We start from the raw sequence: 24,977 nt of genomic DNA on the forward strand, positions 1-24,977 counted from the left end.
ATGGCTACCCTTTCTCTCTGACGCGAGAATACGCATAGCCTATGAAGCCAATTTTTAGCCGTGGCCCGTCGCTACAGTTTCGCCTGATCCTGGCGGTTCTGGTGGCGCTCGGGGTCATTATTGCCGATAGCCGCCTCGGTACGTTCAGCCAGATCCGAACGTACATGGATACCGCCGTCAGTCCTTTCTACTTTATTTCAAATGGTCCCCGTGAACTGCTCGACTCCGTGTCGCAAACGCTTTCATCGCGTGACCAGCTCGAACTCGAAAACCGTGCATTACGCCAGGAACTGCTGCTGAAAAACAGCGAGCTACTGATGCTGGGGCAATATAAGCAGGAAAACGCGCGTCTGCGGGAACTGCTTGGCTCGCCGCTGCGCCAGGATGAACAGAAAATGGTCACCCAGGTGATCTCCACCGTAAACGATCCATACAGCGATCAGGTGGTGATTGATAAAGGCAGCGTGAACGGCGTATACGAAGGTCAGCCTGTCATCAGCGATAAAGGCGTTGTGGGCCAGGTCGTGGCGGTTGCCAAACTGACCAGCCGTGTGCTGCTGATTTGCGATGCCACCCATGCACTGCCGATTCAGGTGCTGCGTAACGATATTCGCGTAATTGCCGCCGGTAATGGTTGTACCGACGATCTGCAACTGGAACACCTGCCCGCCAACACGGATATCCGCGTGGGTGACGTGCTGGTGACGTCTGGTCTGGGCGGTCGTTTCCCTGAAGGCTACCCGGTTGCGGTTGTCTCTTCCGTGAAGCTCGACACTCAACGTGCCTACACCGTGATCCAGGCGCGTCCAACGGCTGGCTTGCAGCGTTTACGCTACCTGCTGCTGCTATGGGGCGCCGATCGCAACGGCGCTAACCCGATGACGCCGGAAGATGTGCATCGCGTGGCCAATGAGCGCCTGATGCAGATGATGCCGCAGGTGCTGCCTGCGCCGGATGCAATGGGGCCACCTGCGCCCGTACCGGCTCCGGCGACGGGGTTAACGCAGCCGCTACCGGATGCGCCGCCACCGCCGCAAGTCTCGGGTGGAGGGCAGTAGTGGCCAGTTATCGTAGCCAGGGGCGCTGGGTAATCTGGCTCTCATTCCTCGTTGCATTGTTACTGCAAATTATGCCCTGGCCGGACGACATTCTTGTTTTCCGGCCAAACTGGGTATTACTCATTTTGCTCTATTGGATCCTTGCCCTGCCGCACCGCGTAAATGTCGGCACAGGTTTTGTGATGGGTGCCATACTGGATCTTATCAGTGGCTCTACGCTTGGCGTCCGCGCCTTATCCATGAGCATTATTGCGTATCTCGTTGCACTCAAATTCCAGCTCTTTCGTAACCTTGCGCTCTGGCAACAGGCGCTGGTGGTGATGTTGTTGTCGCTCGCTGCGGATATCGTTGTTTTCTGGGCAGAGTTTTTAGTGATCAACGTCTCTTTCCGACCGGAAGTGTTCTGGAGTAGTGTAGTAAACGGTGTGCTCTGGCCGTGGCTGTTCCTGCTGATGCGTAAAATTCGCCAGCAGTTTGCCGTGCAATAAAAGGTTTCTATGACGTCTTTGTATCTTGCCTCCGGTTCTCCGCGTCGCCAGGAACTGCTCGCGCAGTTGGGTGTATCCTTCGAACGCATCGTTACCGGTATCGAAGAAAAACGTGCTGAGGGCGAAAGCGCTCAGCAGTATGTCTCCCGTCTGGCGCGTGAAAAAGCGCAGGCGGGCGTTGCATGCGTGCCGCGTGACTTACCGGTGCTGGGGGCCGATACCATCGTCATTCTCAATGGTGAGGTGCTTGAGAAACCCCGCGACGCAGACCATGCTGCGCGGATGCTGCGTAACATGTCCGGGCAAACCCATCAGGTGATGACGGCGGTAGCGCTGGCAGACAGCCAGTACGTTCTGGATTGCCTTGTGGTAACGGAAGTGACGTTCAGAGTCCTCACCGACGAGGAGATCGCCGGCTATATCGCCAGCGGTGAACCTATGGATAAAGCAGGTGCATACGGTATTCAAGGGTTGGGTGGCTGTTTTGTCAGGAAGATAAATGGCAGCTATCACGCCGTAGTCGGCTTACCGCTGGTGGAAACGTATGAGTTGCTGAGCAATTTTAACTCACTGCGTGAGGGAAGGGATAATTATGACGGCTGAATTGTTGGTAAACGTAACGCCATCGGAAACCCGTGTGGCCTACATTGATGGTGGCATTCTTCAGGAAATTCATATTGAGCGTGAAGCGCGGCGCGGAATCGTAGGCAATATCTACAAAGGTCGTGTCAGTCGTGTACTGCCGGGTATGCAGGCGGCTTTTGTAGATATTGGGCTCGATAAAGCGGCGTTTTTGCACGCCTCCGACATCATGCCGCATACCGAATGCGTGGCAGGCGAAGAGCAAAAACAGTTTGCCGTGCGCGACATCTCTGAGCTGGTGCGTCAGGGCCAGGATCTGATGGTGCAGGTGGTAAAAGATCCGCTGGGCACCAAAGGCGCGCGTCTGACCACCGACATCACCCTTCCTTCACGTTATCTGGTCTTTATGCCGGGGGCGTCGCACGTCGGCGTGTCACAGCGTATTGAGAGCGAAAGCGAGCGTGAACGCCTGAAAAAGGTGGTCAGCGCCTACTGCGACGAGCAGGGCGGGTTTATTATCCGTACCGCAGCGGAAGGGATCAGCGAAGAAGACCTGGCCTCGGATGCGGCCTATCTGAAGCGCGTCTGGACCAAAGTGATGGAGCGTAAAAAACGCAACCAGACCCGCTACCGGCTGTACGGTGAGCTGGCGCTCGCTCAGCGCGTATTACGTGATTTCGCCGATGCGCAGCTCGACCGAATCCGCGTGGACTCCCGTCTGACGTACGAAGCCTTACTGGAGTTCACCGCCGAGTACATCCCGGAAATGCCGGGGCTGCTGGAGCATTACACCGGACGCCAGCCGATATTTGATCTCTATGACGTTGAAAACGAAATCCAGCGTGCGCTGGAGCGTAAGGTTGAGCTGAAATCGGGTGGCTATCTGATTATTGATCAGACCGAAGCGATGACCACCGTCGACATCAACACCGGCGCGTTTGTCGGCCATCGCAACCTCGATGACACCATCTTTAATACCAATATAGAAGCGACGCAGGCCATCGCACGCCAGCTTCGCCTGCGTAATCTGGGCGGTATTATCATCATCGACTTTATCGATATGAATAATGAAGACCACCGCCGTCGCGTGCTGCACTCCCTGGAGCAGGCGCTGAGTAAAGATCGCGTGAAAACCAGCATCAATGGCTTCTCGCAGCTCGGTCTGGTGGAAATGACCCGGAAACGGACCCGCGAAAGCGTGGAACATGTCCTGTGTAATGAGTGTCCAACCTGCCATGGACGCGGAACGGTAAAGACGGTGGAGACGGTCTGCTACGAGATCATGCGTGAGATTGTCCGTGTCCATCATGCCTACGACTCAGACCGTTTTCTGGTCTATGCTTCCCCTGCGGTGGCAGAGGCCCTGAAAGGGGAAGAGTCGCACGCGCTGGCGGAAGTGGAAATCTTTGTCGGCAAACAGGTAAAAGTGCAAATTGAGCCGCTCTATAACCAGGAGCAGTTTGACGTCGTCATGATGTAAACGCAGTTCGCTGCGAGATTTAAGGCTGACAAGGAGAGACGCGTGAGGCGATTGCCGGGGATTTTACTGCTTACAGGGGCAACGCTGGTCGTGATTGTCGCGTTGCTCGTGAGCGGGCTGCGTCTCGCCTTGCCGCATCTGGACAGCTGGCGGCCGCAGATCCTGGCAAAAATCGAATCTGCCACCGGTCTGCCGGTGGACGTGAGCCATATCGAGGCAAGCTGGCAGAACTTTGGCCCGACGCTTGATGCGCGGGATATCAGCGCCAGCCTGAAAGATGGCGGCCATCTTAAAATCAAACGCGTCACCCTGGCGCTGGATGTCTGGCAAAGCCTGCTGCATCTGCGCTGGCAGTTTCGCGATCTCACCTTCTGGCAACTTCAGCTGATGACCAACACGCCGCTGCAAAGCGGCGACAGCGATCGTGGGCTGGAAACCAGCCGTATCAGCGATCTCTTCCTGCGTCAGTTCGATCATTTCGATCTCCGCGACAGCGAAGTGAGCTTTATAACCCTTTCCGGACAGCGCGCTGAGCTGGCGATCCCACAGCTGACCTGGCTCAACGGGAAAGATCGCCACCGCGCCGAGGGGCAGGTGAATCTCTCCAGCCTGAACGGGCAGCACGGCGTTATGCAGGTGCGGATGGATCTGCGCGACGACAATGGCCTGCTGAACAACGGCAGGGTGTGGCTACAGGCGGACGATGTGGACGTGAAGCCGTGGCTGGGTGAGTGGCTACAGCAGAACATGCAGCTGGAAACCGCGCGCTTCAGCCTGGAAGGCTGGATGACCCTGACGAACGGGGCGTTCGCCAGCGGCGATATCTGGCTTAAGCAGGGGGGCGCGAGCTGGAAGGGGGAAAACCATCAGCATCAGCTTTCCGTCGATAACCTCACCGCACACGTGACGCAGGATAAAGGCGGCTGGCAGTTCGCTATTCCGGATACGCGCATCTCCATGGATAACAAACCCTGGCCGCGCGGCGCACTGACGCTGGCGTGGATGCCGGAGCAGGACGTCGGCGGGATAAACGGTAAACGCAGCGATGAGTTGCGTATCCGCGCCAGTAACCTGGATCTGACGGCGATCGAAGGGCTGCGTTCAATGGCCGCAAAACTCTCCCCGGAGCTGGGCGAAATCTGGCTGGCGACGCAGCCGAGCGGGCAGATAAACCGGCTGGCGCTGGATATTCCGCTCCAGGCCACGGAAAAGACGCGTTTTCAGGCGGCATGGAAAAATCTCGCATGGAAACAGTGGAAGCTGCTGCCGGGTGCCGAGCACTTCAGCGGTAAACTGGAAGGAAGCGTGGAAAACGGCAGGCTGACGGCAGAAATGCAGGAAGCAAAAATGCCGTACGAAACGGTCTTCCGTGCGCCACTGGAGATCGAAAAGGGAAACGCCACCCTTAACTGGCGGAAGAATGACAAAGGTTTTCAGCTCGATGGTCGCGATATTGATGTAAAAGCCAAAGCGGTACATGCCCGCGGTAATTTCCGTTATCTACAGCCTGAAGGCGATGAGCCGTGGCTGGGCATTCTGGCAGGCATCAGCACGGATGACGGTTCGCAGGCGTGGCGCTACTTCCCGGAAAACCTGATGGGGAAAGCGCTGGTAGACTATCTCAGCGGCGCCATTCAGGGCGGTCAGGCGGACAACGCCACGCTGGTCTACGGCGGCAATCCGCACCTGTTCCCGTATAAGCATAACGAAGGCCAGTTCCAGGTTCTGGTGCCGCTACGCAACGCCACCTATGCCTTCCAGCCGGACTGGCCCGCGCTGAAGAATCTGAATATCGAACTCAACTTCCTGAATGACGGCTTGTGGATGAAGACGGACAGCGTTGCGCTGGGCGGCGTAACGGCAAGCAACCTGACGGCAAACATCCCGGATTACTCCAAAGAGAAACTGCTGATTGATGCGGATATTAAGGGGCCGGGTAAAGCGGTTGGCCCATATTTTGAAGATACGCCGCTGGATGACTCCCTGGCGGCCACTCTCCAGCAGTTGCAGTTAGATGGTGATGTGAATGCTCGCTTACATCTGGATATCCCGCTCGACGGTGAAATGACCACCGCCAAAGGCGACGTTCGTCTGAACAATAACAGCCTCTATATCAAGCCGCTGGACAGCACGCTGAAAAACCTTAGCGGTCAGTTCAGCTTTGTTAACGGCAATCTGAAAAGTAAGCCGCTGAAAGCGACCTGGTTCAATCAACCCGTCAATATCGATTTCTCCACCACCGAGGGCGATAAAGCCTACCAGGTGGCGGTCAATATGGACGCGAACTGGCAGCCGTCACGCATGGATGTTCTGCCGAAGCCGATTGAGAATGCGGTGGACGGCGCGGTGTCATGGAATGGCAAGGTCGCCATCGATCTGCCTTATCATGCCGGTGCGCGCTATAACGTCGACATTACGGGCGATCTAAAAAACCTCAGTAGCCAGCTTCCCGCACCGCTGAACAAGAAAAGCGGTGAAGCACTGCCCGTCAACGTTAAGGTTGCGGGCAACCTCTACAGCTTTGATTTAACCGGAAACGCTGGCGGAACAAACCACTTCAACAGCCGCTGGCTGCTTAACCGCAAGCTGACGCTGGACAGGGCGATCTGGACGACGGACAGCCGTACCACGCCGCCGCTGCCGGAGCAGGCGGGCATTGAACTGAATCTCCCGCCGATGGATGGCGCAGAGTGGCTGGCACTGTTTCAGAAAGGTGTCGGGCAAAACGTCGACCAAACGGCGCAGTTCCCGCAGTCCATTACCTTGCGCACGCCTGCGCTGACGCTAGGTGGGCAGCAGTGGAACAACCTGAGTATTGTCTCCCGGCCGACGGTGAACGGCTCAAAGGTCGAGGCGCAGGGGCGTGAAATTAACGGTTCGTTGACGATGCGCGATAACGCGCCATGGCAGGCGGCTATCCGTTATCTCTATTACAACCCGACCTTTACGGCGTCTAAAACACAGTCGACAAGTACGTCTCCTTTCAGCAGCAGTGGAACGTCGCGCGTGGATTTCAGCAACTGGCCCGATCTCCAGCTGCGCTGCGCGGAGTGCTGGCTGTGGGGACAGAAATATGGCCGTATCGACGGTGATTTTGCTATTCAGGGCAATACGCTGAGCCTCTCTGGTGGGCTGGTGGATACCGGCTTTGGCCGCATGACCGCCGCTGGCGAGTGGGTGAACAAACCGGGTGAACAGCGCACCTCGCTGAAGGGCGATATTAAAGGCAACAAGCTGGACTCCGCGGCTAACTTCTTTGGGATCAGCACGCCGCTTCGCGGATCGTCCTTCGATGTGAATTACGATCTGCACTGGCGCGCGGCACCGTGGCAGCCGGACGTTGCCTCGCTGAACGGTATCCTCAGAACCCGTTTTGGTAAGGGACAAATTGCCGATGTTAGCACCGGTCATGCAGGGCAAATACTGCGCCTGCTGAGCTTTGACGCGCTGCTGCGCAAGCTGCGCTTCGATTTCAGCGATACCTTCAACGACGGTTTCTATTATGACTCCATTCGCGGAACGGCCTGGATCAAGGACGGCGTGATGCATACCGATGATACGCTGCTGGACGGCCTGGAAGCGGACATCGCCATGAAAGGATCAGTGAACCTCGTGCGCCGGGAGCTGGATATGGAAGCGGTTGTTGCCCCGGAAATCTCCGCTACAGTGGGTGTCGCTACCGCTTTTGTGGTCAATCCGATAATCGGCGCGGCGGTATTTGCCGCCAGCAAAGTGCTGGGGCCGCTCTGGAGCAAAGTCTCGATTCTGCGCTACCGCATTACGGGCCCAATCGATAAACCGCAGATTAATGAAGTGCTGCGCCAGCCGCGCAAAGAAGCACAGCAATGATTTGACGTGGGCAGGTAATTGCCTCACTCTCAATAATATTGATTTTATACCGCCACTGGCGGCAACGAACGAGTAGCAATACGATGAGTCTGAACCTGGTAAGTGAACATTTGCTCGCAGCGAACGGCCTGAGCCATCAGGACCTGTTCTCCATTCTTGGTCAACTGACCGAACGCCGCCTCGACTACGGCGATCTCTATTTCCAGTCGAGCTATCACGAATCCTGGGTTTTAGAAGACAGCATCATTAAAGATGGTTCTTATAACATTGACCAGGGCGTCGGCGTGCGCGCCGTCAGCGGCGAAAAAACCGGTTTTGCTTATGCAGACCAGATAAGCCTGGCCGCGCTGGAGCAGAGCGCGCAGGCGGCGCGAACCATTGTGCGTGATACCGGCGACGGTCGCGTGAAAACCCTGGGTGAAGTGCAGCACGCTGCGCTTTATACCAGCATCGACCCACTGCAAAGCATGAGCCGCGAAGAGAAGCTGGACATCCTGCGTCGCGTGGACAAAGTGGCTCGCGCGGCGGACAAACGCGTGCAGGAAGTCTCTGCCAGTCTGAGCGGGGTCTATGAGCTGATTCTGGTGGCGGCGACGGACGGTACGCTGGCCGCTGACGTGCGTCCGCTTGTGCGCCTCTCTATCAGCGTGCAGGTGGAAGACGACGGCAAGCGCGAGCGCGGCTCAAGCGGTGGCGGCGGTCGTTTTGGCTACGACTGGTTCCTCGGCGACGTTGACGGCGAAGCACGCGCGGATACGTGGGCAAAAGAAGCCGTGCGCATGGCGCTGGTCAACCTGTCTGCCGTGGCGGCACCTGCCGGTACGCTGCCGGTGGTTCTGGGCGCAGGCTGGCCTGGCGTGCTGCTGCACGAAGCGGTCGGTCACGGCCTGGAGGGGGATTTCAACCGTCGCGGGACGTCCGTATTCAGCGGTCAGATGGGGCAGCTTGTCTCCTCCGAGCTGTGTACCGTGGTGGATGATGGCACTATGCTCGACCGTCGCGGCTCGATTTCTATCGACGATGAAGGCACGCCGGGCCAGTACAACGTGCTGATCGAAAATGGCGTACTGAAAGGTTACATGCAGGACAAGCTTAACGCGCGTCTGATGGGCGTTGCGCCAACGGGTAACGGTCGTCGCGAATCCTACGCGCACCTGCCGATGCCGCGCATGACCAACACCTACATGCTGCCGGGTAAATCCACGCCGCAGGAGATTATCGAATCCGTTGATTACGGGATCTTCGCGCCGAACTTTGGCGGCGGCCAGGTGGATATCACCTCCGGTAAATTTGTCTTCTCTACCTCAGAGGCGTATCTGATTGAGAAGGGCAAAGTGACCAAAGCGGTGAAGGGCGCAACCCTGATTGGCTCTGGCATTGAGGCCATGCAGCAGATTTCCATGGTGGGTAACGACCTGAAGCTGGATAACGGCGTGGGCGTCTGCGGCAAAGAAGGTCAGAGCCTGCCGGTAGGCGTGGGCCAGCCAACCCTGAAGGTCGATAACCTGACGGTGGGCGGCACGGCGTAATTTTTTCATTTTCCCCTCACCCTAACCCTCTCCCCAACGGGGAGAGGGGACTGCTCCGTGCTGTCTTTTCTCCCTCGCCCCTTTGGGGAGAGGGCCGGGGTGAGGGGGGAGGCCTACTCTTTCCTTCTTCCCCGCATCCCCTGAAACAGCTCTGCCACTTCCACAAAATAGTCCGTCAGATAGTTAATACAGACCTGCACCTTCAGCGGCAGCTTGTCCTTTTCGGTATAGAGCGCGTACACCGGGCGCGGATCCGACTGGTAGCGCGGGAAGAGGATCTCCAGTTCGCCGCTGTTGATCTCGTTGATCACCCACATCAGCGGCACGTAGGCGATCCCGGCCCCGGCCACCAGCCAGCGTGAGATGGTCATCGGATCGTTGGTCACGAAACGGCCTTCAGGCAGCAGTTTGGTGGAAAGCCCTTCTGGCGCGATCAGTTCAAATTCGTTATCTGGGCGAACGCTGTATTCCAGCCACGAGTGGTTGCTCAGGTCGGCAGGTTTTTCCGGTACGCCATACTGTGCCAGATAGCTTTTCGAAGCGCAGACCACCATCGGCATGCTGCCCAGTCGACGCGAGAACAGGCTCGAGTCCTGCAATGCGCCAACGCGGATCACCACGTCTAACCCATCGGCAATCAGATCCGGTGCCGGAATACCCGTTACCAGATTAACGGTTAAACCGGGATACTCTTTCAGCATTTCCGCCGTCATGGCAGCGAGAACATTTTGTGCCATAGTTGAAGAACACCCGATACGCAGCGTGCCGATAGGCGTGTTGTTAAAGGCGTAGAGCTGCTCGTGAACATCCTGCACTTCATGCAGCATTCGACGGCAGCCCTGATAGTAAATTTTACCCGCTTCCGTCAGCCCAATGCTGCGGGTGCTGCGGTTGAGCAGCTTCACCTGGAGCTCATCTTCCAGTTTTGACACTGTCTGGCTAATGGATGAGACGCTCATTTGTAGCTGACGTGCTGCGGCGGTAAAAGAGCCTTGCTCAACCACTTTCGCAAAGACGGACATGCGTTTTAGACGTTCCATTATTCACTCTGGCTTAAAAGTGATTTAGATCACATATGATAGATAACAGCATAACAGTTACGTTAATATATTATTAATTACATAACGGCTGCGCCACTCTCGCCCGGCAATTCATGCTCTCCTGCGGCGGCGTGAGCTTAATAATCCAGTAACCTGCATCTCTTTAATCAAGGTCAACATGAGTCTGTTTCCCGTTATCGTGGTGTTCGGTCTGTCGTTCCCACCGATATTTTTCGAGCTTCTTTTATCACTGGCGATCTTCTGGCTGGTGCGCAAGGTGCTGGTCCCTACCGGGATTTATGATTTCGTCTGGCATCCTGCATTGTTTAATACCGCGCTGTATTGCTGCCTGTTCTATTTAATATCGCGCATGTTTGTCTGAGGTTGATGTGAAAACGCTAACAAGAAAAATCTCCCGCACTGCCATCACTATGGCGCTGGTCATCCTGGCGTTCATCGCTATTTTTCGCGCCTGGGTTTATTACACCGAATCCCCGTGGACGCGCGATGCGCGTTTCAGCGCGGAGGTGGTCGCGATAGCGCCCGATGTCGCCGGTCTCATTACGGCGGTCAATGTCCACGATAACCAGCTGGTGAAAAAAGATCAGGTACTGTTCACTATCGACCAGCCGCGCTATCAAAAAGCGCTGGAAGAAGCGGAAGCCGACGTAGCGTATTACAACGCGCTGGCCGCTGAAAAACGCCGTGAAGCAGGACGTCGTAACAAGCTGGGCATCCAGGCCATGTCCCGGGAAGAGATTGATCAGTCCAATAACGTGCTGCAAACCGTGCTGCATCAGCTGGCAAAAGCGCAGGCGACGCGCGATCTGGCGAAGCTCGATCTGGAACGTACCGTTATCCGCGCCCCGTCCGATGGCTGGGTAACCAACCTCAACGTCTATGCGGGTGAGTTTATCACGCGCGGCTCTACGGCCGTGGCGCTGGTGAAACAGAACTCTTTCTACGTCCTCGCCTATATGGAAGAGACCAAGCTGGAAGGCGTGCGTCCGGGCTATCGCGCCGAAATCACGCCGCTCGGCAGCAACCGGGTCCTGAAAGGAACCGTGGACAGCGTGGCCGCGGGGGTGACCAACGCCAGCAGTACCAATGATTCAAAAGGGATGGCGACCGTCGATTCTAACCTCGAGTGGGTTCGTCTGGCGCAGCGCGTACCGGTACGCATTCGTCTGGATGAGCAGCAGAGCAACCTCTGGCCCGCAGGCACCACGGCGACGGTAGTGATCACCGGTGAAAAAGACCGTGATGCCAGCCAGGATTCTATCTTCCGTCAAATCGCCCATCGCCTGCGCGAGTTTGGTTGATCGCTATGGGCATTTTTTCCATCGCCAGCCAGCACATCCGCTTCGCCGTGAAGCTGGCATGCGCCATTGTGCTGGCGCTGTTTGTTGGCTTCCATTTCCAGCTTGAAACGCCGCGCTGGGCTGTTCTGACCGCCGCGATCGTCGCCGCCGGTCCTGCCTTCGCGGCGGGTGGCGAACCTTACTCCGGGGCAATTCGCTATCGCGGGATGCTGCGTATTATCGGTACCTTTATCGGCTGTATCGCCGCCCTGACCATTATCATCCTGATGATCCGCACGCCGCTGCTGATGCTGATTGTATGCTGTATCTGGGCGGGTTTTTGCACCTGGGTCTCTTCGCTGGTGAAGGTGGAGAACTCGTACGCCTGGGGCCTGGCGGGATATACCGCGCTGATTATTATCATCACCATTCAGAGTGAACCGCTGCTTGCTCCGCAGTTCGCCGTGGAACGTTGCAGCGAGATTGTCATTGGTATCGTCTGCGCGATTGTCGCCGATCTGCTCTTCTCTCCGCGATCCATCAAGCAGGAAGTCGATCGTGAGCTGGACGCGCTGATTGTTGCCCAGTACCAGCTTATGCAGCTGTGCATTAAACACGGCGACAGCGAAGAGGTCGACAAGGCCTGGAGCGCGCTGGTGCGCCGCACGCAGGCGCTGGAAGGGATGCGCAGTAATCTCAATATGGAGTCTTCCCGCTGGGAGCGTGCCAATCGTCGTCTAAAAGCGATCAATACCGTCTCGTTAACGCTGATCACCCAGGCGTGTGAAACCTACCTGATTCAGAACACTCGCCCCGAAGTGGTAACGGATACCTTCCGCGAACTGTTTGATGAGCCTGTGGAGACAGTGCAGGACGTGCATCGACAGCTTAAACGCATGCGTCGTGTGATTGCCTGGACGGGCGAACGGGATACGCCAGTCACCATTTATACCTGGGTTGGCGCCGCAACGCGCTACCTGCTTCTGAAACGCGGCGTGATTAGCAACACCAAAATCAGTGCGGCGGAAGAAGAGGTGTTACAGGGCGAAGTGGTGATCAAACCGGAATCCGCCGAGCGTCATCATGCGATGGTTAACTTCTGGCGTACCACCCTGGCCTGTATACTCGGCACGCTGTTCTGGCTGTGGACCGGCTGGACGTCCGGCAGCGGCGCGATGGTGATGATTGCCGTCGTTACCGCGCTGGCGATGCGTCTGCCCAACCCGCGCATGGTCGCTATTGATTTTCTGTACGGCACCATTGCGGCGTTACCCATTGGCGCGCTCTACTTCCTGGTAATCATCCCCTCGACGCAGCAAAGCATGCTTTTGCTCTGTATCAGCCTGGCGGTGATGGCGTTCTTTATCGGGATTGAGGTACAAAAACGCCGTCTGGGATCGTTAGGTGCGCTGGCGAGTACGATTAACATCCTCGTGCTGGATAACCCGATGACCTTCCATTTCAGCCAGTTCCTGGATAGCGCATTAGGCCAGCTGGTGGGCTGTTTCCTGGCGATGATGGTGATCCTGCTGGTGCGGGATAACTCTCAGGCGCGGACAGGGCGCGTGCTGCTCAATCAGTTTGTGTCGGCCGCCGTATCGTCCTTGACCACCAACACCGCGCGGCGCAAGCAGAACCACCTTCCGGCCCTTTACCAGCAACTGTTCCTGCTGTTGAATAAATTCCCGGGCGATGTCGCTCGCTTCCGTCTGGCGTTAACCATGATTATCGCGCACCAGCGTCTGCGGAACGCGCCAGTGCCGATCAACGACGATTTGTCCGCTTTCCACCGCCAGCTACGGCGAACGGCGGACCATGTGATATCGGCATCCAGTGATGACAAACGTCGCCGCTACTTTAAGCAACTGCTGGAGGAGCTGGATATCTACCAGGAGAAACTGCGATTCTGGGAAGCCCCGCCGCAGGTTACCGAGCCGGTAGAGCGGCTGGTGTTTATGCTGCACCGCTACCAGAATGCGCTGACAGACAGCTAACGAAGAGAAAACCGACGCCAAAAGCGTCGGTTTTTTTGTGGCTATACTTATTCTTGCAGGTTCAAACATTCAGGAAGGGAGGACACATGACAACCCAGGCTCTTCAGGACAGTATTCTTTTTCAGACCGGGTATCTGGTTAACGGTATCTGGAAAACACTCGACACCACGTTTGATGTGCTAAACCCGGCCACGGGCGAGGTGGTTGCGAAAGTGGCGAAAGCAGGGAAAGCCGAAACCGAAGAGGCCATTGCGGCCGCGACGAAAGCCTTTCCCGCATGGCGCGCAAAAACGGCAAAAGAGCGTTCCGCGATCCTCTATCGCTGGTATGAACTGATTATCGAGAACAAAAGCTGGCTCGGGCGGCTGATGACCACCGAGCAGGGCAAGCCGCTGAAAGAGGCTGAGGGCGAGGTGGACTACGCTGCCAGCTTTATTCAGTGGTTTGCGGAGCAGGCCAAGCGCGCTAACGGTGAAATCATTCCTCCGGTTAAACCCGGCTCCCGTATTCTGGCCACTCGTGAACCTGTTGGGGTGGTTGCTGCTATCACGCCATGGAATTTCCCGATGGCTATGCTCACCCGTAAGCTCGGCCCGGCGCTGGCAGCAGGATGTACCGGCGTCATCAAGCCTGCAAACAACACGCCGCTGAGCGCCTTTGCGCTGCTGACGCTGGCGAAGCAGGCCGGTGTGCCGGATGGTGTGCTGAATGCGGTCGCGGGGAGCACCTCAGAAATTAGCGACGCCATTATGGCCAGCCATGACGTGCGCAAAATCTCGTTTACGGGGTCAACCGCCGTCGGGAAAACGCTGGTTCGCAATTCCGCTGAGACCATGAAAAAGGTATCGATGGAGCTGGGCGGCAATGCGCCGTATATCGTTTTCGAGGACGCGGATATTGAGGCCGCCGTCAAAGGCGCCATCGCCAATAAATTCCGTAACGCCGGGCAGGTCTGCGTCAGCGTAAACCGTTTCTATATTCAGGAGACGGTCTATGACAAGTTTGTCAATCAGCTTGCCGATGCGGTGAAGGCGCTGAAGGTGGGTAACGGTCTGGACGAGGGCGTCGTTGTCGGCCCGCTGATTGAGCCTTCGGCTGTCGAGAAAGTCCGTGAGCACGTCGAAGATGCGGTAGCGAAGGGGGCCACGGTGCTGGCTGGGGGTAAACCGCACGAACTTGGCGGCAACTTCTGGATGCCAACCGTACTCGGTGACTGCCATGAAGGCATGAAGCTGGCAGAAGAGGAGACCTTTGGTCCCGTTGCCGCCTGCTTCCGCTTCACGTCGGAAGACGAAGTGGTTATGCGCGCTAACAATACGCCTTACGGGCTGGCGGCCTACTTTTATACCCAGAATCTCTCGCGCGTGTTCCGCGTCTCACAGGCCATTGAGAGCGGCATGATCGGAATTAATGAATGTGCGGTCTCGACCGAGCTGGGTCCGTTTGGGGGCGTAAAAGAGTCCGGGCTGGGGCGCGAGGGGTCCGTGCTGGGGCTGGAGGAGTTTCTGGAAGTTAAAACCCTGCATATCGGGGGCTTATAATAGACAGGGCGGCATCTGCCGCCCGCCTGTACCGGGTGGCTGGCAATGAAAATTTATACCTTTGATTTTGACGAAATTGATAGTCAGGAAGACTTCTACCGCGAGTTTATCCGGGCGTTCGACCTGGAGCGGGGCAGCGTAAACAATCTTGATATGCTGTGGGATGTGGTTACCGGCGACAGGCTGCCGTTACCGCTGGAGATCGAATTTACCCATCTGCCTGAAAAACTGCGCAGACGCTTTGGCGCATTGATTTTATTGTTTGATGAAGCGGAGGAGGAGCTGGAAGGGCAACTGCGTTTCAACGTGCGCCAGTGATAAAAAAGCCCCTGACCGGGAGGTCAGGGGCAAGTCGTATGATGAGATACGACGAGGGTTTATTTGTACAGTTCTGCGGTAGCGTGCCAGTGGTCGCCACTGCGCGCTTCGATGATGCGATAAGATGACGCACCCTGTTCTTCCGCTTTTTTGTTCAGCATTTCGTGCATGTCCATCGGAGAAGTACCGATGGCACCAACAGAAACGGTCCCGATAGCCTGACGGGATTGTGCCTGTTCGGCGTTAATAGTGTCGGCTGCAAACGCACCGAATGACAGGACTGACAGTACGCTCAGGGCAGCTACAGTGGTTTTAATTTTCATGATTATTTACCTCGTCAATTATTTTACTGGGGTCTTTGTTCTGTGACCCTCATCACAAAATCAAGTATACACTAATCACGGAAAAAATTAATACCAGGCTAATGGTTTCGCCTGTTATTACGTGTTAAAAACATCATTTTTTATAACGGGAATGAATAAAAAAGGGCGTTACTCTGCAGGTGTTATGATTTTTTATTATGTAAATCAATTGGATAGGCGGCTTTGATTTTTAGTGCGATTTTACGGCAGATCATTCACTGAATGAATGTTAACAGGCGGTAAAAAGCACTATTTGCAAAAGCAGCAGGCAGAGAAAAGCAGGGTAAAACGAGGCGGTAGCAGAATGATCCCCGCAGCCAGGCGCTACGGGGCAGAAGATTACAGCTCCTGTTCGAACAGGACCAGAATCGCTTCGTAGAGGTCTTTCACCGAGAAACCATTTGCCGGGGTCGTAAAAATGGTGTCATCACCGGCGATGGTCCCGAGGATCCCCTCTGCTTTACCCAGCGAGTCCAGCAGGCGGGCAATCAGCTGGGCTGCACCCGGGCTGGTGTGGATCACGACCACGGCATCGTTATAGTCAATGTCCAGAACCAGGTTTTTCAGCGGGCTGGAGGTCGTTGGCACGCCAAGTTCAGCAGGCAGGCAATAAACCATCTCCATTTTGGCGTTGCGCGTACGCACTGCACCAAACTTGGTTAACATGCGGGAGACCTTCGACTGGTTGATGTTGTCGAAGCCTTGCTCCTGCAACGCCTGAACAATTTCTCCCTGAGAACTGAATTTCTCTTCTTTGAGTAGCGCTTTAAACGCTTTCACTAATTCTTCTTGCTTAGACGAGCTTCGCATAAGTCACCCGGAATATGACGATAGAAACAACATTATTATGCATGTGGATGAATTTTTATGCAAATTATCTACCTGGCACCAGGCTGAAATAATGTTATGAAAGGGAGAGATTTTATCAGATTTCGTTATCAGAAAACATGCCTGGGTCACGCCGCGCAAATAAGCTTAAAAGTAAATTAAATGTTATCAAAATGATGTTGTTTTGGTGGCTTGGCAGGGTGTATTGTAACCCCCTCTTAATTCGTTGTTGCCCATAGCCTGATAGCATTCGGGTGAAGGTCAAAGACGTGCGACCTCAAATTCTTTAGCGATGAAAATTGTAATTAATGACGTGCTGAATTATGGTCGCCGCAACGGAGTTACAGATACTTAAGTTAACCATAATAAGGAGTTTAGGATGAAAGTCGCAGTCCTCGGCGCTGCTGGTGGTATCGGCCAGGCGCTTGCCCTACTACTGAAAACCCAACTGCCTTCAGGCTCAGAACTCTCCCTGTACGATATTGCTCCGGTAACCCCAGGTGTGGCGGTTGACCTGAGCCACATCCCGACAGCTGTGAAAATCAAAGGCTTCTCCGGTGAAGATGCGCGTCCTGCGTTGCAGAATGCCGATGTGGTGCTGATCTCCGCGGGTGTTGCGCGTAAACCGGGTATGGATCGTTCAGACCTGTTCAACGTCAACGCGGGCATCGTGAAAAACCTGGTTCAGCAGATCGCTGAAACCTGCCCGAAAGCGTGCATCGGTATCATCACCAACCCGGTGAACACCACCGTTGCCATCGCAGCAGAAGTGCTGAAGAAAGCGGGCGTTTACGACAAGAACAAACTGTTCGGCGTAACTACGCTGGATATCATCCGTTCCAATACCTTCGTGGCTGAGCTGAAAGGCAAGCAGCCAACGGAAGTGGAAGTGCCGGTTATCGGCGGACACTCTGGCGTGACCATCCTGCCTCTGCTGTCGCAGATCCCGGGCGTGAGCTTCACCGAGCAGGAAGTGGCTGACCTGACCAAACGTATTCAGAATGCAGGCACCGAAGTGGTGGAAGCGAAGGCGGGTGGCGGTTCTGCAACCCTGTCTATGGGCCAGGCGGCGGCGCGTTTCGGCCTGTCTCTGGTTCGCGCGCTGCAGGGCGAGAAAAACGTGGTTGAATGCGCTTACGTAGAAGGCGACGGTGAACACGCGCGCTTCTTCTCTCAGCCGCTGCTGCTGGGTAAAAACGGCGTTGAAGAGCGTAAGTCTATCGGCACGCTAAGCGCGTTTGAGCAAAACGCGATGGAAGGCATGCTGGATACGCTGAAGAAAGACATCACGCTGGGCGAAGAGTTCGTTAACAAGTGATCTTGTCCCGGTAAAAAAAACGGAGCGCTAAGCTCCGTTTTTTTATGCCCGTCAGTTAGTGGCCGGGTATTCCTGGATGGTGACCTGAATCGTGAGTTTCTTGTCATTACGCATGACTTCTACGGGGATGATAGAGCCGGGTCGAATTTCCGCCACCTGGTCCATCGTTTCAAGCGCAGAGACCGCCGGCGTGCCGTTGACGGAAAGAATAACGTCGTTCACCTGGATACCTGCATTGGCCGCCGGGCCGCCAGGCGCCACTTCGTTGACCACAATCCCCTGGATCTGATCGATACCACCGCCCTGCGTATGCATCGGCGCGATTTCACGCCCGCCAATACCGATGTAGCCACGGATCACGCGGCCATCGCGGATCAGCTTGTCCATGATCTTGGTCGCCAGCTGGAACGGAATGGCAAAGCCAATCCCTTCCGGTGTTTCACCATCGTTGCTCTTGTCGAAGGAGAGGGTATTAATGCCCATCAGTTCGCCCAGAGAGTTCACCAGCGCACCGCCGGAGTTACCGTGGTTGATCGAGGCATCGGTTTGCAGGAAGTTCTGCCGCCCTGACGGGTTCAGGCCGATACGACCGGTCGCGCTGATGATCCCCTGAGTGATGGTCTGGCCCAGGTTGTACGGGTTACCGATCGCCAGCACCACATCGCCGATATGCGGTGTTCGTTTGCGATTAATCGGGATAGTCGGCAGACCGCCCGTGGCGTTGATCTTCAGCACCGCCAGATCGGTCAGGCTGTCCGACCCCACCAGCAGGGCTTCAAACACGCGGCCATCCTGCAAGGCGACGATAATCTGGTCGGCATCGTTGATCACGTGTTTATTGGTGATGATGTAACCCCGGTCATCCATGATCACACCGGAACCGAGCGTGCGGATCTCCAGCTGGTTATGAGCGGAACTGTTAAGCCCGCGGTTATAGACGTTAACCACGGCGGGGGCGGCACGGCGTACCGCCTGATTGTACGTTGCAGGCGTTTCATCCGTGCTGTCGAACTGAGGAGCCGACAGTTTGTTGAACTGGCGTAAAGATGGCATAGCCACCAGCAGCAGACCGGCAACGATCAAACCAATGACAATTGAACGAAAGAGCTTTAAAAGCATGATGCGTGTGTCGTTAAAAAAGGAACGGTTTGCAGCATAACATGAGTTATCCGGACATCACACGCAGCGGCGATGCCCGGAGTCGCAAATGGTTAACGCAGTAAAATGTAGAGGGTGTCGTTGCCACGGATAATTTGCAGGGCAATGACCGCCGGTTTACTCTCCAGCACCTTGCGCATTTCGGCAATAGACTGCACGCGAGTGCGGTTCACGCCCACGATCACGTCGTCCTGATGTAAACCTGCCTGCGCGGCTGGACTGCTTTTCTCAACGGCAGTGACAGAAATGCCTTTCGTGCCGTCTTTAAGCTGACCGTCGCTCAGCGTTGCGCCCTGTAGCGCCGGGGAGATCTGTTCTGCACTGGCGGAAGAGGAGGTGCTCTTGTCCAGTGTCACTTCCACGGTCAGCGGTTTGCCCTCGCGGATCAGGCCCAGCTTCACTTTAGCGCCAGGCTCCGTGGTGGCAATACGCGAACGTAATTCAGCGAAGCTGCTCAGCGGTTTATCGTTCAGGCTGACAATAACATCGCCGGATTTCACGCCCGCTTTCGCAGAGCCTGAGTTGGGCAGCACTTCGCTGACAAACGCCCCGCGCTGGACGTTGAGCTTAAAGGCTTTGGCGATATCGGCGCTCATCTCCATGCCTTTGATGCCCAGCAGCCCGCGCTTAACCTCGCCAAACTGAATCAGCTGTTGAGACAGGGTTTTCGCCATGTTACTCGGAATGGCAAAACCAATCCCGATGCTGCCGCCGCCTGGCGCGAGGATAGCGGTGTTGATGCCGATCAGCTCGCCGTTCAGATTAAGCAGCGCACCACCGGAGTTGCCCCGGTTGATGGAGGCGTCGGTCTGGATGAAGTTTTCCAGCCCTTCGAGATTCAGGCCGCTGCGCCCCAGGGCGGAGACAATCCCGGAGGTGGCGGTTTGGCCTAAGCCGAACGGGTTACCGACCGCGACGGCAAAATCACCGACGCGTAGCTTATCGGAATCTGCAATGGCGATCTGGGTCAGGTTGCTGGGGTTTTGCACCTGTAGCAGGGCGATATCACTCTGATCGTCACCGCCGATCAGTTTGGCGTCAAACTCCCGGCCATCGTTCAGCTGAACGCTGATTTTATCAGCCTGGCTGATCACGTGGTTATTGGTCAGGATATAGCCTTTGGCCGCGTCGATAATCACGCCCGAACCAAGGCCTTCAAACGGCTGAGCCTGCTGATCCGGCGCCTCTTCGCCAAAATATTTCTTCAGCTCTTCGGGAATACGCTGGCTTTGGCGTGCCGTCCCTTCCACCTGAACGCTGACTACCGCAGGCAGGACTTTTTCAAGCATCGGCGCAAGGCTGGGAATAGCTTCTTGTCCTGGCACCTGCGAAGGTAGTGCCGCACTGGCGGGGAAGGACGCCGAGAGAGATAACCCGACACTTAACGCTAAGGCGCTCAACAGCTGGTTTTTTTTCTTCATCGATGCTGACTCTCGTATCCTGGAATGAAAAAGAACGGCCCCAAAAACATCTTGATGTTATTGAATTTTCAACCGCTGAACAATGAGGTGTTTGACTAAATAATAGCTGGGGACGGGAAGAAAGGACGGGCGCATAAGGTGCGCCCGTAAAATTTATTCAGGTTGTGCGATTAATCGCGTTTTACGCCACCGCGCAGCAGGCCGGACGCGCCGTCTGAATAGTCGCGTGGCATCTGAACCGGTGCCTGATCGTTACCGGCTTCAGAGTCCGCCAGACGATTGCGGAAGGGGTTGCTCTCCGCGGTCATTTCCGGCAGCAGGCTGCTGGAGCTTTTCGCCATGTGCTGGTAGAGCTGGCGATAATCTGTCGCCATGTTGTCCAGCAGCTCAGCGCTACGGGCAAAGTGGCTGACCAGCTCTTCGCGGTATTCTTCCAGTTCGGCTTTGTTCTTTTCCAGTTCGTATTGCAGTGACTGCTGCTGACGCAATTTGCGGTTACCGAAACGCATGGCCACAGCACCAATGATGATGCCGACGACTAAACCGATTAGCGCATATTCCCAGGTCATGAACTTCTCCCGTTGTCTTGTTGTTCCGTAGGGTGTTGGCTCGGCTCCTGCCTGTGCCTGATTATGCCACTATAACCGCTATTTCCGCAGAAGTGGAATCCTGACGTATCATCGCGTAGTGTAGAACGGCCTTTTTTTCATCAGCCACGACCGCTGATGAGGTTTAACTAAAGGAATAACAATAACATCATGCAAAACCTGTCCCCATCATCGCGTTACCAACTCGCCCTGAGTGAGGGCACACACCAGCCGGATGATGTCCAGCGTGAAGCGGTAAACCGCCTGGACACGATTTACCAGGAGCTTCTGGCGAAACCCGCCGATGCGATGCAGAGCAGTGGGCTAAAGGCGGCATTCGGCCGTTTACTGGGCAAAAAAGAGCCCACGGTAAACGCACCGGTTCGTGGCTTATATATGTGGGGCGGCGTTGGGCGGGGTAAGACCTGGCTGATGGACATGTTCTACCAGAGCCTGCCCGGCACGCGTAAGCAGCGTCTGCACTTTCACCGTTTTATGCTCCGGGTCCATGAAGAACTGACGGCGCTCCAGGGCGAAACCGACCCGCTGGAAATCGTGGCGGACCGCTTCAAGGCGGAAACGGACGTTCTCTGCTTCGACGAATTCTTTGTTTCCGATATTACGGACGCGATGCTGCTGGGGGGGCTGATGAAAGCGCTGTTTGCGCGTGGGATCACCCTGGTGGCGACCTCAAATATCCCGCCGGATGAGCTTTATCGCAACGGTCTCCAGCGGGCGCGTTTCCTGCCAGCCATAGATGCCATTAAGCAGCACTGCGACATCATGAATGTCGACGCTGGCGTCGACTATCGTTTGCGCACGCTGACGCAGGCGCACCTGTGGCTTTCACCGCTGAACGCCGACACAGCCAGCGAGATGGATAAACTCTGGCTGGCGCTGGCAGGGGCGCCGCGGGATAACGCACCAGCGCTGGAGATTAATCATCGTCCGTTGCCGACGCTTGGCGTAGAGAACCAGACGCTGGCCGTCTCGTTTGCAACGCTCTGCGTGGACGCCCGCAGCCAGCATGACTACATTGCGCTTTCGCGACTGTTCCATACCGTTATGTTATGGGATGTGCCCGTCATGACCCCTCTCATGGAGAGCGAAGCGCGCCGCTTCATCGCGCTGGTGGATGAGTTTTATGAGCGCCACGTCAAGCTGGTAGTCAGTGCCGAGGTGCCTTTATATGAGATCTATCAGGGCGAGCGCCTGAAGTTTGAGTTCCAGCGCTGCCTGTCGCGCCTGCAAGAGATGCAGAGCGAAGAGTACCTCAAGCGTGAGCATATGCCATAAATGCTACCCTCTCCCCGTGGGAGAGGGGCTGTGGGTGAGGGCACCAGGCCTTAACAAACGCTACCCTCTCCCTGTGGGAGAGGGGCTGGGGGTGAGGGCACCAGACCGCACAATACGCAACCCCGAAAAACCCATCCCAAATCACATTTAAGGGTCGATCTTTGACCTCAACTTCTCTATAATCTTGCGACCCCACGTTACGAGAAGGTTTTTTTCCCGAAACTTTCTATGTGTCGGCATGTGCTATTCGAAGGGGTAGGTTTGCCGGACTTTGTCGTGTGAACCTCAACTGACTAAACGTTTGGGTGTTCACCAACGTGTAACTTATTATTTGGGTAAGCTTTTAATGAAAACTTTTACAGCTAAACCAGAAACCGTACAGCGCGACTGGTATGTTGTTGACGCGACCGGTAAAACTCTGGGCCGTCTGGCTACTGAACTGGCTCGTCGCCTGCGCGGTAAGCATAAAGCGGAATATACTCCGCACGTTGATACCGGTGATTACATCATCGTTCTGAACGCTGACAAAGTTGCTGTTACCGGCAACAAGCGTACTGACAAAATGTACTACCACCACACCGGCCACATCGGTGGTATCAAAGAAGCGACCTTTGAAGAGATGATTGCCCGCCGTCCTGAGCGTGTGATTGAAATCGCGGTTAAAGGCATGCTGCCAAAAGGCCCGCTGGGTCGTGCTATGTTCCGTAAACTGAAAGTTTACGCAGGCAACGAGCACAACCACGCGGCACAGCAACCGCAAGTTCTTGACATCTAATCGGGATTATAGGCAATGGCTGAAAATCAATACTACGGCACTGGTCGCCGCAAAAGTTCCGCAGCTCGCGTTTTCATTAAACCGGGCAGTGGTAAAATCGTAATTAACCAGCGTTCTCTGGAACAATACTTCGGTCGCGAAACTGCCCGCATGGTAGTTCGCCAGCCGCTGGAACTGGTTGATATGGTAGAAAAACTGGATCTGTACATCACCGTTAAAGGTGGTGGTATCTCCGGTCAGGCAGGTGCGATCCGTCACGGTATCACCCGCGCGCTGATGGAGTACGACGAATCCCTGCGTTCTGAACTGCGTAAAGCTGGCTTCGTTACTCGTGACGCTCGTCAGGTTGAACGTAAGAAAGTGGGTCTGCGTAAAGCACGTCGTCGTCCACAGTTCTCCAAACGTTAATCTATTCTGCTTACGCAGAACGATTGGCGAAAAACCCGCTTCGGCGGGTTTTTTTATGGATAATGCGCAGGTTATCCACAGTAACATTTCATATATCTTCTCTTTTTCCACATTTCCGGCATCCCCTCACCACAAAGCCATCAAAATCTGGTAAACTATCATCCAATTTTATGCCCAAATATCGGTGAATACTCGATTTTTGTTCGATTCTTGAACAATGTGTTTTCTCTGGGATGGGCGATACATCATCTGGCTGGCCCCGTTGGGCTGGTAGCAGTAAAAATTCTGAATATACCTGGAGGTTTTCATGGCTGTCGCTGCCAACAAACGTTCGGTAATGACGCTGTTTTCTGGTCCTACTGACATTTATAGCCATCAGGTTCGTATCGTGCTGGCCGAGAAGGGTGTCAGTTTTGAGATCGAGCATGTGGAAAAGGATAACCCGCCTCAGGATCTGATCGATCTCAACCCGAGCCAAAGCGTACCGACGCTGGTGGATCGCGAGCTGACCCTGTGGGAATCCCGTATCATTATGGAATACCTGGATGAGCGTTTCCCGCATCCGCCGCTCATGCCTGTTTACCCTGTTGCGCGTGGTGAAAGCCGCCTGTACATGCAGCGTATCGAGAAAGACTGGTACTCGCTGATGAACGTTATCGTTAACGGTTCCTCTTCAGAAGCGGATGCTGCGCGTAAACAGCTGCGTGAAGAGCTGCTGGCGATTGCGCCGGTATTTGGTCAAAAACCTTTCTTCCTGAGCGATGAGTTCAGCCTGGTAGATTGCTACCTGGCACCGCTGCTGTGGCGCCTGCCAACCCTGGGCGTAGAATTCAGCGGTCCTGGCGCGAAAGAGCTGAAAGGCTACATGACTCGCGTCTTCGAACGCGACTCTTTCCTGGCATCCTTAACTGAACCGGAGCGCGAAATGCGTCTCGGCCGAGGCTAATGACTGTGGAAATGTCACAACTTTCACCACGCCGTCCGTATCTGCTGCGCGCCTTCTATGAATGGCTGCTGGATAACCAGCTCACGCCGCACCTGGTTGTGGATGTGACGTTGCCGGGCGTGCAGGTTCCAATGGAATACGCACGCGACGGACAGATTGTACTGAATATTGCGCCACGTGCAGTGGGTAACCTGGAACTGGCGAACGACGAAGTGCGCTTTAATGCGCGTTTCGGCGGCGTGCCGCGTCAGGTTTCCGTTCCGCTGGCTGCGGTTCTGGCTATCTACGCCCGTGAAAACGGTGCAGGTACCATGTTCGAACCGGAAGCGGCTTATGATGAAGAGGTCGCCAGCCTGAACGATGATGGGACATCCGATGAACGTGAAAGCGACACGGTAATGTCTGTGATTGATGGCGATAAACCCGACCATCACGACGACAATGACCCTGATGACGATCCGCCTCCGCGCGGTGGTCGTCCGGCACTCCGTGTCGTCAAATAAACTTCATAAAGCACAATATTTTTCCGAACCTGCACAACTGTGCAGGTTTTTTTATTTTCTGCATAAAATTACTCTCTAAAAAACTTGTGTCTTTGCAAAAGATATAGGTCTATTAATTGGCATGGGATTAATCTTGTTGGGTTATTTTCTGTAGGACAGTTAAATTTATCTTCAATAATGTTTTATTTTAATTTG

General features: G+C 55.3%; 23 protein-coding genes. 17 read left to right on the top strand and 6 right to left on the bottom strand.

Annotated elements, in window-relative coordinates; genetic code table 11:
* The first annotated feature begins 41 nt into the window (after positions 1–41).
* The 6 genes from mreC (at position 42) to tldD (ending at position 8,986) form a co-directional block, all read left to right on the top strand.
* Positions 42–1,058 (top strand): rod shape-determining protein MreC, encoded by a 1,017-nt coding sequence (gene mreC / locus ACNQ0T_RS12620; protein WP_003860400.1) that lies wholly within the window; start codon positions 42–44, stop codon positions 1,056–1,058.
* A complete protein-coding gene (mreD, locus tag ACNQ0T_RS12625) occupies positions 1,058–1,546 on the top strand; it encodes a rod shape-determining protein MreD (protein ID WP_003860402.1) in 489 nt (162 codons plus the stop codon). Before mreC ends, mreD begins: the two co-directional genes overlap by 1 nt.
* Positions 1,547–1,555: 9 nt before the next feature.
* Complete coding sequence (locus ACNQ0T_RS12630; protein WP_003860403.1) at positions 1,556–2,149, top strand: Maf family protein; 594 nt, start codon at positions 1,556–1,558, stop codon at positions 2,147–2,149.
* Positions 2,139–3,608, top strand: a complete 1,470-nt coding sequence (rng, locus tag ACNQ0T_RS12635; RefSeq protein WP_003860405.1) for a ribonuclease G — start codon at positions 2,139–2,141, stop codon at positions 3,606–3,608. The genes ACNQ0T_RS12630 and rng overlap by 11 nt, the downstream gene beginning before the upstream one ends.
* Positions 3,609–3,650: 42 nt before the next feature.
* Positions 3,651–7,457, top strand: coding sequence for an AsmA2 domain-containing protein YhdP (yhdP, locus tag ACNQ0T_RS12640; RefSeq protein ID WP_417930107.1), 3,807 nt, complete (start codon positions 3,651–3,653; stop codon positions 7,455–7,457).
* A gap of 83 nt (positions 7,458–7,540) precedes the next feature.
* A complete protein-coding gene (gene tldD / locus ACNQ0T_RS12645; RefSeq protein WP_199126317.1) occupies positions 7,541–8,986 on the top strand; it encodes a metalloprotease TldD in 1,446 nt (481 codons plus the stop codon).
* A gap of 113 nt (positions 8,987–9,099) precedes the next feature.
* Here the strand turns inward: tldD and aaeR are convergent, their stop codons facing one another.
* Positions 9,100–10,026, bottom strand: coding sequence for an HTH-type transcriptional activator AaeR (aaeR, locus tag ACNQ0T_RS12650; protein WP_022649561.1), 927 nt, complete (start codon positions 10,024–10,026; stop codon positions 9,100–9,102).
* Between the two features lie 178 nt (positions 10,027–10,204).
* Here aaeR and aaeX point away from each other — a divergent pair, with 178 nt between their 5' ends.
* The 5 genes from aaeX (at position 10,205) to ACNQ0T_RS12675 (ending at position 15,180) form a co-directional block, all read left to right on the top strand.
* Positions 10,205–10,408 (top strand): p-hydroxybenzoic acid efflux pump operon protein AaeX, encoded by a 204-nt coding sequence (gene aaeX, locus ACNQ0T_RS12655; RefSeq protein WP_003860416.1) that lies wholly within the window; start codon positions 10,205–10,207, stop codon positions 10,406–10,408.
* Positions 10,409–10,415: 7 nt separating this feature from the next.
* The gene (gene aaeA, locus ACNQ0T_RS12660; protein WP_023298740.1) at positions 10,416–11,348 is read left to right on the top strand and encodes a p-hydroxybenzoic acid efflux pump subunit AaeA; all 933 of its coding nucleotides are present in this window, start codon (positions 10,416–10,418) and stop codon (positions 11,346–11,348) included.
* 5 nt (positions 11,349–11,353) lie between these two features.
* Complete coding sequence (aaeB, locus tag ACNQ0T_RS12665) at positions 11,354–13,321, top strand: p-hydroxybenzoic acid efflux pump subunit AaeB (RefSeq protein ID WP_038416806.1); 1,968 nt, start codon at positions 11,354–11,356, stop codon at positions 13,319–13,321.
* A gap of 86 nt (positions 13,322–13,407) precedes the next feature.
* A complete protein-coding gene (locus ACNQ0T_RS12670; RefSeq protein ID WP_022649558.1) occupies positions 13,408–14,862 on the top strand; it encodes an NAD-dependent succinate-semialdehyde dehydrogenase in 1,455 nt (484 codons plus the stop codon).
* A 45-nt stretch (positions 14,863–14,907) separates the two neighbouring features.
* Complete coding sequence (locus tag ACNQ0T_RS12675; RefSeq protein WP_022649557.1) at positions 14,908–15,180, top strand: barstar family protein; 273 nt, start codon at positions 14,908–14,910, stop codon at positions 15,178–15,180.
* A 59-nt stretch (positions 15,181–15,239) separates the two neighbouring features.
* Here the strand turns inward: ACNQ0T_RS12675 and yhcN are convergent, their stop codons facing one another.
* Positions 15,240–15,503, bottom strand: a complete 264-nt coding sequence (yhcN, locus tag ACNQ0T_RS12680; RefSeq protein ID WP_006812160.1) for a peroxide/acid stress response protein YhcN — start codon at positions 15,501–15,503, stop codon at positions 15,240–15,242.
* Between the two features lie 378 nt (positions 15,504–15,881).
* Entirely contained in the window at positions 15,882–16,352 is a 471-nt protein-coding gene (argR, locus tag ACNQ0T_RS12685; protein WP_003860428.1) for a transcriptional regulator ArgR, read from the bottom strand.
* Positions 16,353–16,749: 397 nt separating this feature from the next.
* Between argR and mdh the strand changes: the two genes are divergently transcribed.
* A complete protein-coding gene (gene mdh, locus ACNQ0T_RS12690) occupies positions 16,750–17,688 on the top strand; it encodes a malate dehydrogenase (RefSeq protein WP_022649556.1) in 939 nt (312 codons plus the stop codon).
* 51 nt (positions 17,689–17,739) lie between these two features.
* Here the strand turns inward: mdh and degS are convergent, their stop codons facing one another.
* The 3 genes from degS to zapG all read right to left on the bottom strand — a co-directional run bounded on the left by degS (position 17,740) and on the right by zapG (position 20,836).
* Entirely contained in the window at positions 17,740–18,807 is a 1,068-nt protein-coding gene (gene degS / locus ACNQ0T_RS12695) for an outer membrane-stress sensor serine endopeptidase DegS (protein WP_003860430.1), read from the bottom strand.
* A gap of 92 nt (positions 18,808–18,899) precedes the next feature.
* Complete coding sequence (gene degQ, locus ACNQ0T_RS12700; RefSeq protein ID WP_022649555.1) at positions 18,900–20,267, bottom strand: serine endoprotease DegQ; 1,368 nt, start codon at positions 20,265–20,267, stop codon at positions 18,900–18,902.
* Positions 20,268–20,437: 170 nt separating this feature from the next.
* Positions 20,438–20,836: a Z-ring associated protein ZapG gene (zapG, locus tag ACNQ0T_RS12705; protein ID WP_022649554.1), complete on the bottom strand. Its 399-nt coding sequence runs from the start codon at positions 20,834–20,836 to the stop codon at positions 20,438–20,440.
* 189 nt (positions 20,837–21,025) lie between these two features.
* On the opposite strand from zapG, the gene zapE reads away from it, so the two are divergent.
* From zapE to sspB, 5 genes are all read left to right on the top strand, one after another.
* Positions 21,026–22,150: a cell division protein ZapE gene (gene zapE, locus ACNQ0T_RS12710; RefSeq protein ID WP_193131693.1), complete on the top strand. Its 1,125-nt coding sequence runs from the start codon at positions 21,026–21,028 to the stop codon at positions 22,148–22,150.
* A 346-nt stretch (positions 22,151–22,496) separates the two neighbouring features.
* Positions 22,497–22,925 carry a 50S ribosomal protein L13 gene (gene rplM / locus ACNQ0T_RS12715; protein WP_003860434.1) on the top strand — a complete coding sequence of 143 codons (429 nt, stop codon included), beginning with the start codon at positions 22,497–22,499 and terminating at the stop codon, positions 22,923–22,925.
* Positions 22,926–22,940: 15 nt separating this feature from the next.
* Entirely contained in the window at positions 22,941–23,333 is a 393-nt protein-coding gene (gene rpsI / locus ACNQ0T_RS12720; protein WP_003860436.1) for a 30S ribosomal protein S9, read from the top strand.
* 307 nt (positions 23,334–23,640) lie between these two features.
* The gene (gene sspA / locus ACNQ0T_RS12725; RefSeq protein WP_003860438.1) at positions 23,641–24,279 is read left to right on the top strand and encodes a stringent starvation protein SspA; all 639 of its coding nucleotides are present in this window, start codon (positions 23,641–23,643) and stop codon (positions 24,277–24,279) included.
* A 5-nt stretch (positions 24,280–24,284) separates the two neighbouring features.
* Positions 24,285–24,782 (top strand): ClpXP protease specificity-enhancing factor, encoded by a 498-nt coding sequence (gene sspB / locus ACNQ0T_RS12730; RefSeq protein WP_032622090.1) that lies wholly within the window; start codon positions 24,285–24,287, stop codon positions 24,780–24,782.
* The last annotated feature ends 195 nt before the right edge of the window (positions 24,783–24,977 follow it).

It is taken from the genome of Enterobacter cloacae complex sp.6700776, assembly GCF_048284255.1.
Classification (GTDB): Bacteria; Pseudomonadota; Gammaproteobacteria; order Enterobacterales; family Enterobacteriaceae; genus Enterobacter; species Enterobacter intestinihominis.

What these genes read in the sequence shown, in the direction of transcription:
- mreC (WP_003860400.1), top strand. Translation starts at nt 42, where the DNA reads ATGAAGCCAATTTTTAGCCGTGGCCCGTCGCTACAGTTTCGCCTGATC.
- ACNQ0T_RS12630 (WP_003860403.1), top strand. Translation starts at nt 1,556, where the DNA reads ATGACGTCTTTGTATCTTGCCTCCGGTTCTCCGCGTCGCCAGGAACTG.
- rng (WP_003860405.1), top strand. Translation starts at nt 2,139, where the DNA reads ATGACGGCTGAATTGTTGGTAAACGTAACGCCATCGGAAACCCGTGTG.
- tldD (WP_199126317.1), top strand. Translation starts at nt 7,541, where the DNA reads ATGAGTCTGAACCTGGTAAGTGAACATTTGCTCGCAGCGAACGGCCTG.
- aaeR (WP_022649561.1), bottom strand. Translation starts at nt 10,026, where the DNA reads ATGGAACGTCTAAAACGCATGTCCGTCTTTGCGAAAGTGGTTGAGCAA.
- aaeX (WP_003860416.1), top strand. Translation starts at nt 10,205, where the DNA reads ATGAGTCTGTTTCCCGTTATCGTGGTGTTCGGTCTGTCGTTCCCACCG.
- aaeB (WP_038416806.1), top strand. Translation starts at nt 11,354, where the DNA reads ATGGGCATTTTTTCCATCGCCAGCCAGCACATCCGCTTCGCCGTGAAG.
- ACNQ0T_RS12670 (WP_022649558.1), top strand. Translation starts at nt 13,408, where the DNA reads ATGACAACCCAGGCTCTTCAGGACAGTATTCTTTTTCAGACCGGGTAT.
- ACNQ0T_RS12675 (WP_022649557.1), top strand. Translation starts at nt 14,908, where the DNA reads ATGAAAATTTATACCTTTGATTTTGACGAAATTGATAGTCAGGAAGAC.
- yhcN (WP_006812160.1), bottom strand. Translation starts at nt 15,503, where the DNA reads ATGAAAATTAAAACCACTGTAGCTGCCCTGAGCGTACTGTCAGTCCTG.
- argR (WP_003860428.1), bottom strand. Translation starts at nt 16,352, where the DNA reads ATGCGAAGCTCGTCTAAGCAAGAAGAATTAGTGAAAGCGTTTAAAGCG.
- mdh (WP_022649556.1), top strand. Translation starts at nt 16,750, where the DNA reads ATGAAAGTCGCAGTCCTCGGCGCTGCTGGTGGTATCGGCCAGGCGCTT.
- degS (WP_003860430.1), bottom strand. Translation starts at nt 18,807, where the DNA reads ATGCTTTTAAAGCTCTTTCGTTCAATTGTCATTGGTTTGATCGTTGCC.
- degQ (WP_022649555.1), bottom strand. Translation starts at nt 20,267, where the DNA reads ATGAAGAAAAAAAACCAGCTGTTGAGCGCCTTAGCGTTAAGTGTCGGG.
- zapG (WP_022649554.1), bottom strand. Translation starts at nt 20,836, where the DNA reads ATGACCTGGGAATATGCGCTAATCGGTTTAGTCGTCGGCATCATCATT.
- zapE (WP_193131693.1), top strand. Translation starts at nt 21,026, where the DNA reads ATGCAAAACCTGTCCCCATCATCGCGTTACCAACTCGCCCTGAGTGAG.
- rplM (WP_003860434.1), top strand. Translation starts at nt 22,497, where the DNA reads ATGAAAACTTTTACAGCTAAACCAGAAACCGTACAGCGCGACTGGTAT.
- rpsI (WP_003860436.1), top strand. Translation starts at nt 22,941, where the DNA reads ATGGCTGAAAATCAATACTACGGCACTGGTCGCCGCAAAAGTTCCGCA.
- sspA (WP_003860438.1), top strand. Translation starts at nt 23,641, where the DNA reads ATGGCTGTCGCTGCCAACAAACGTTCGGTAATGACGCTGTTTTCTGGT.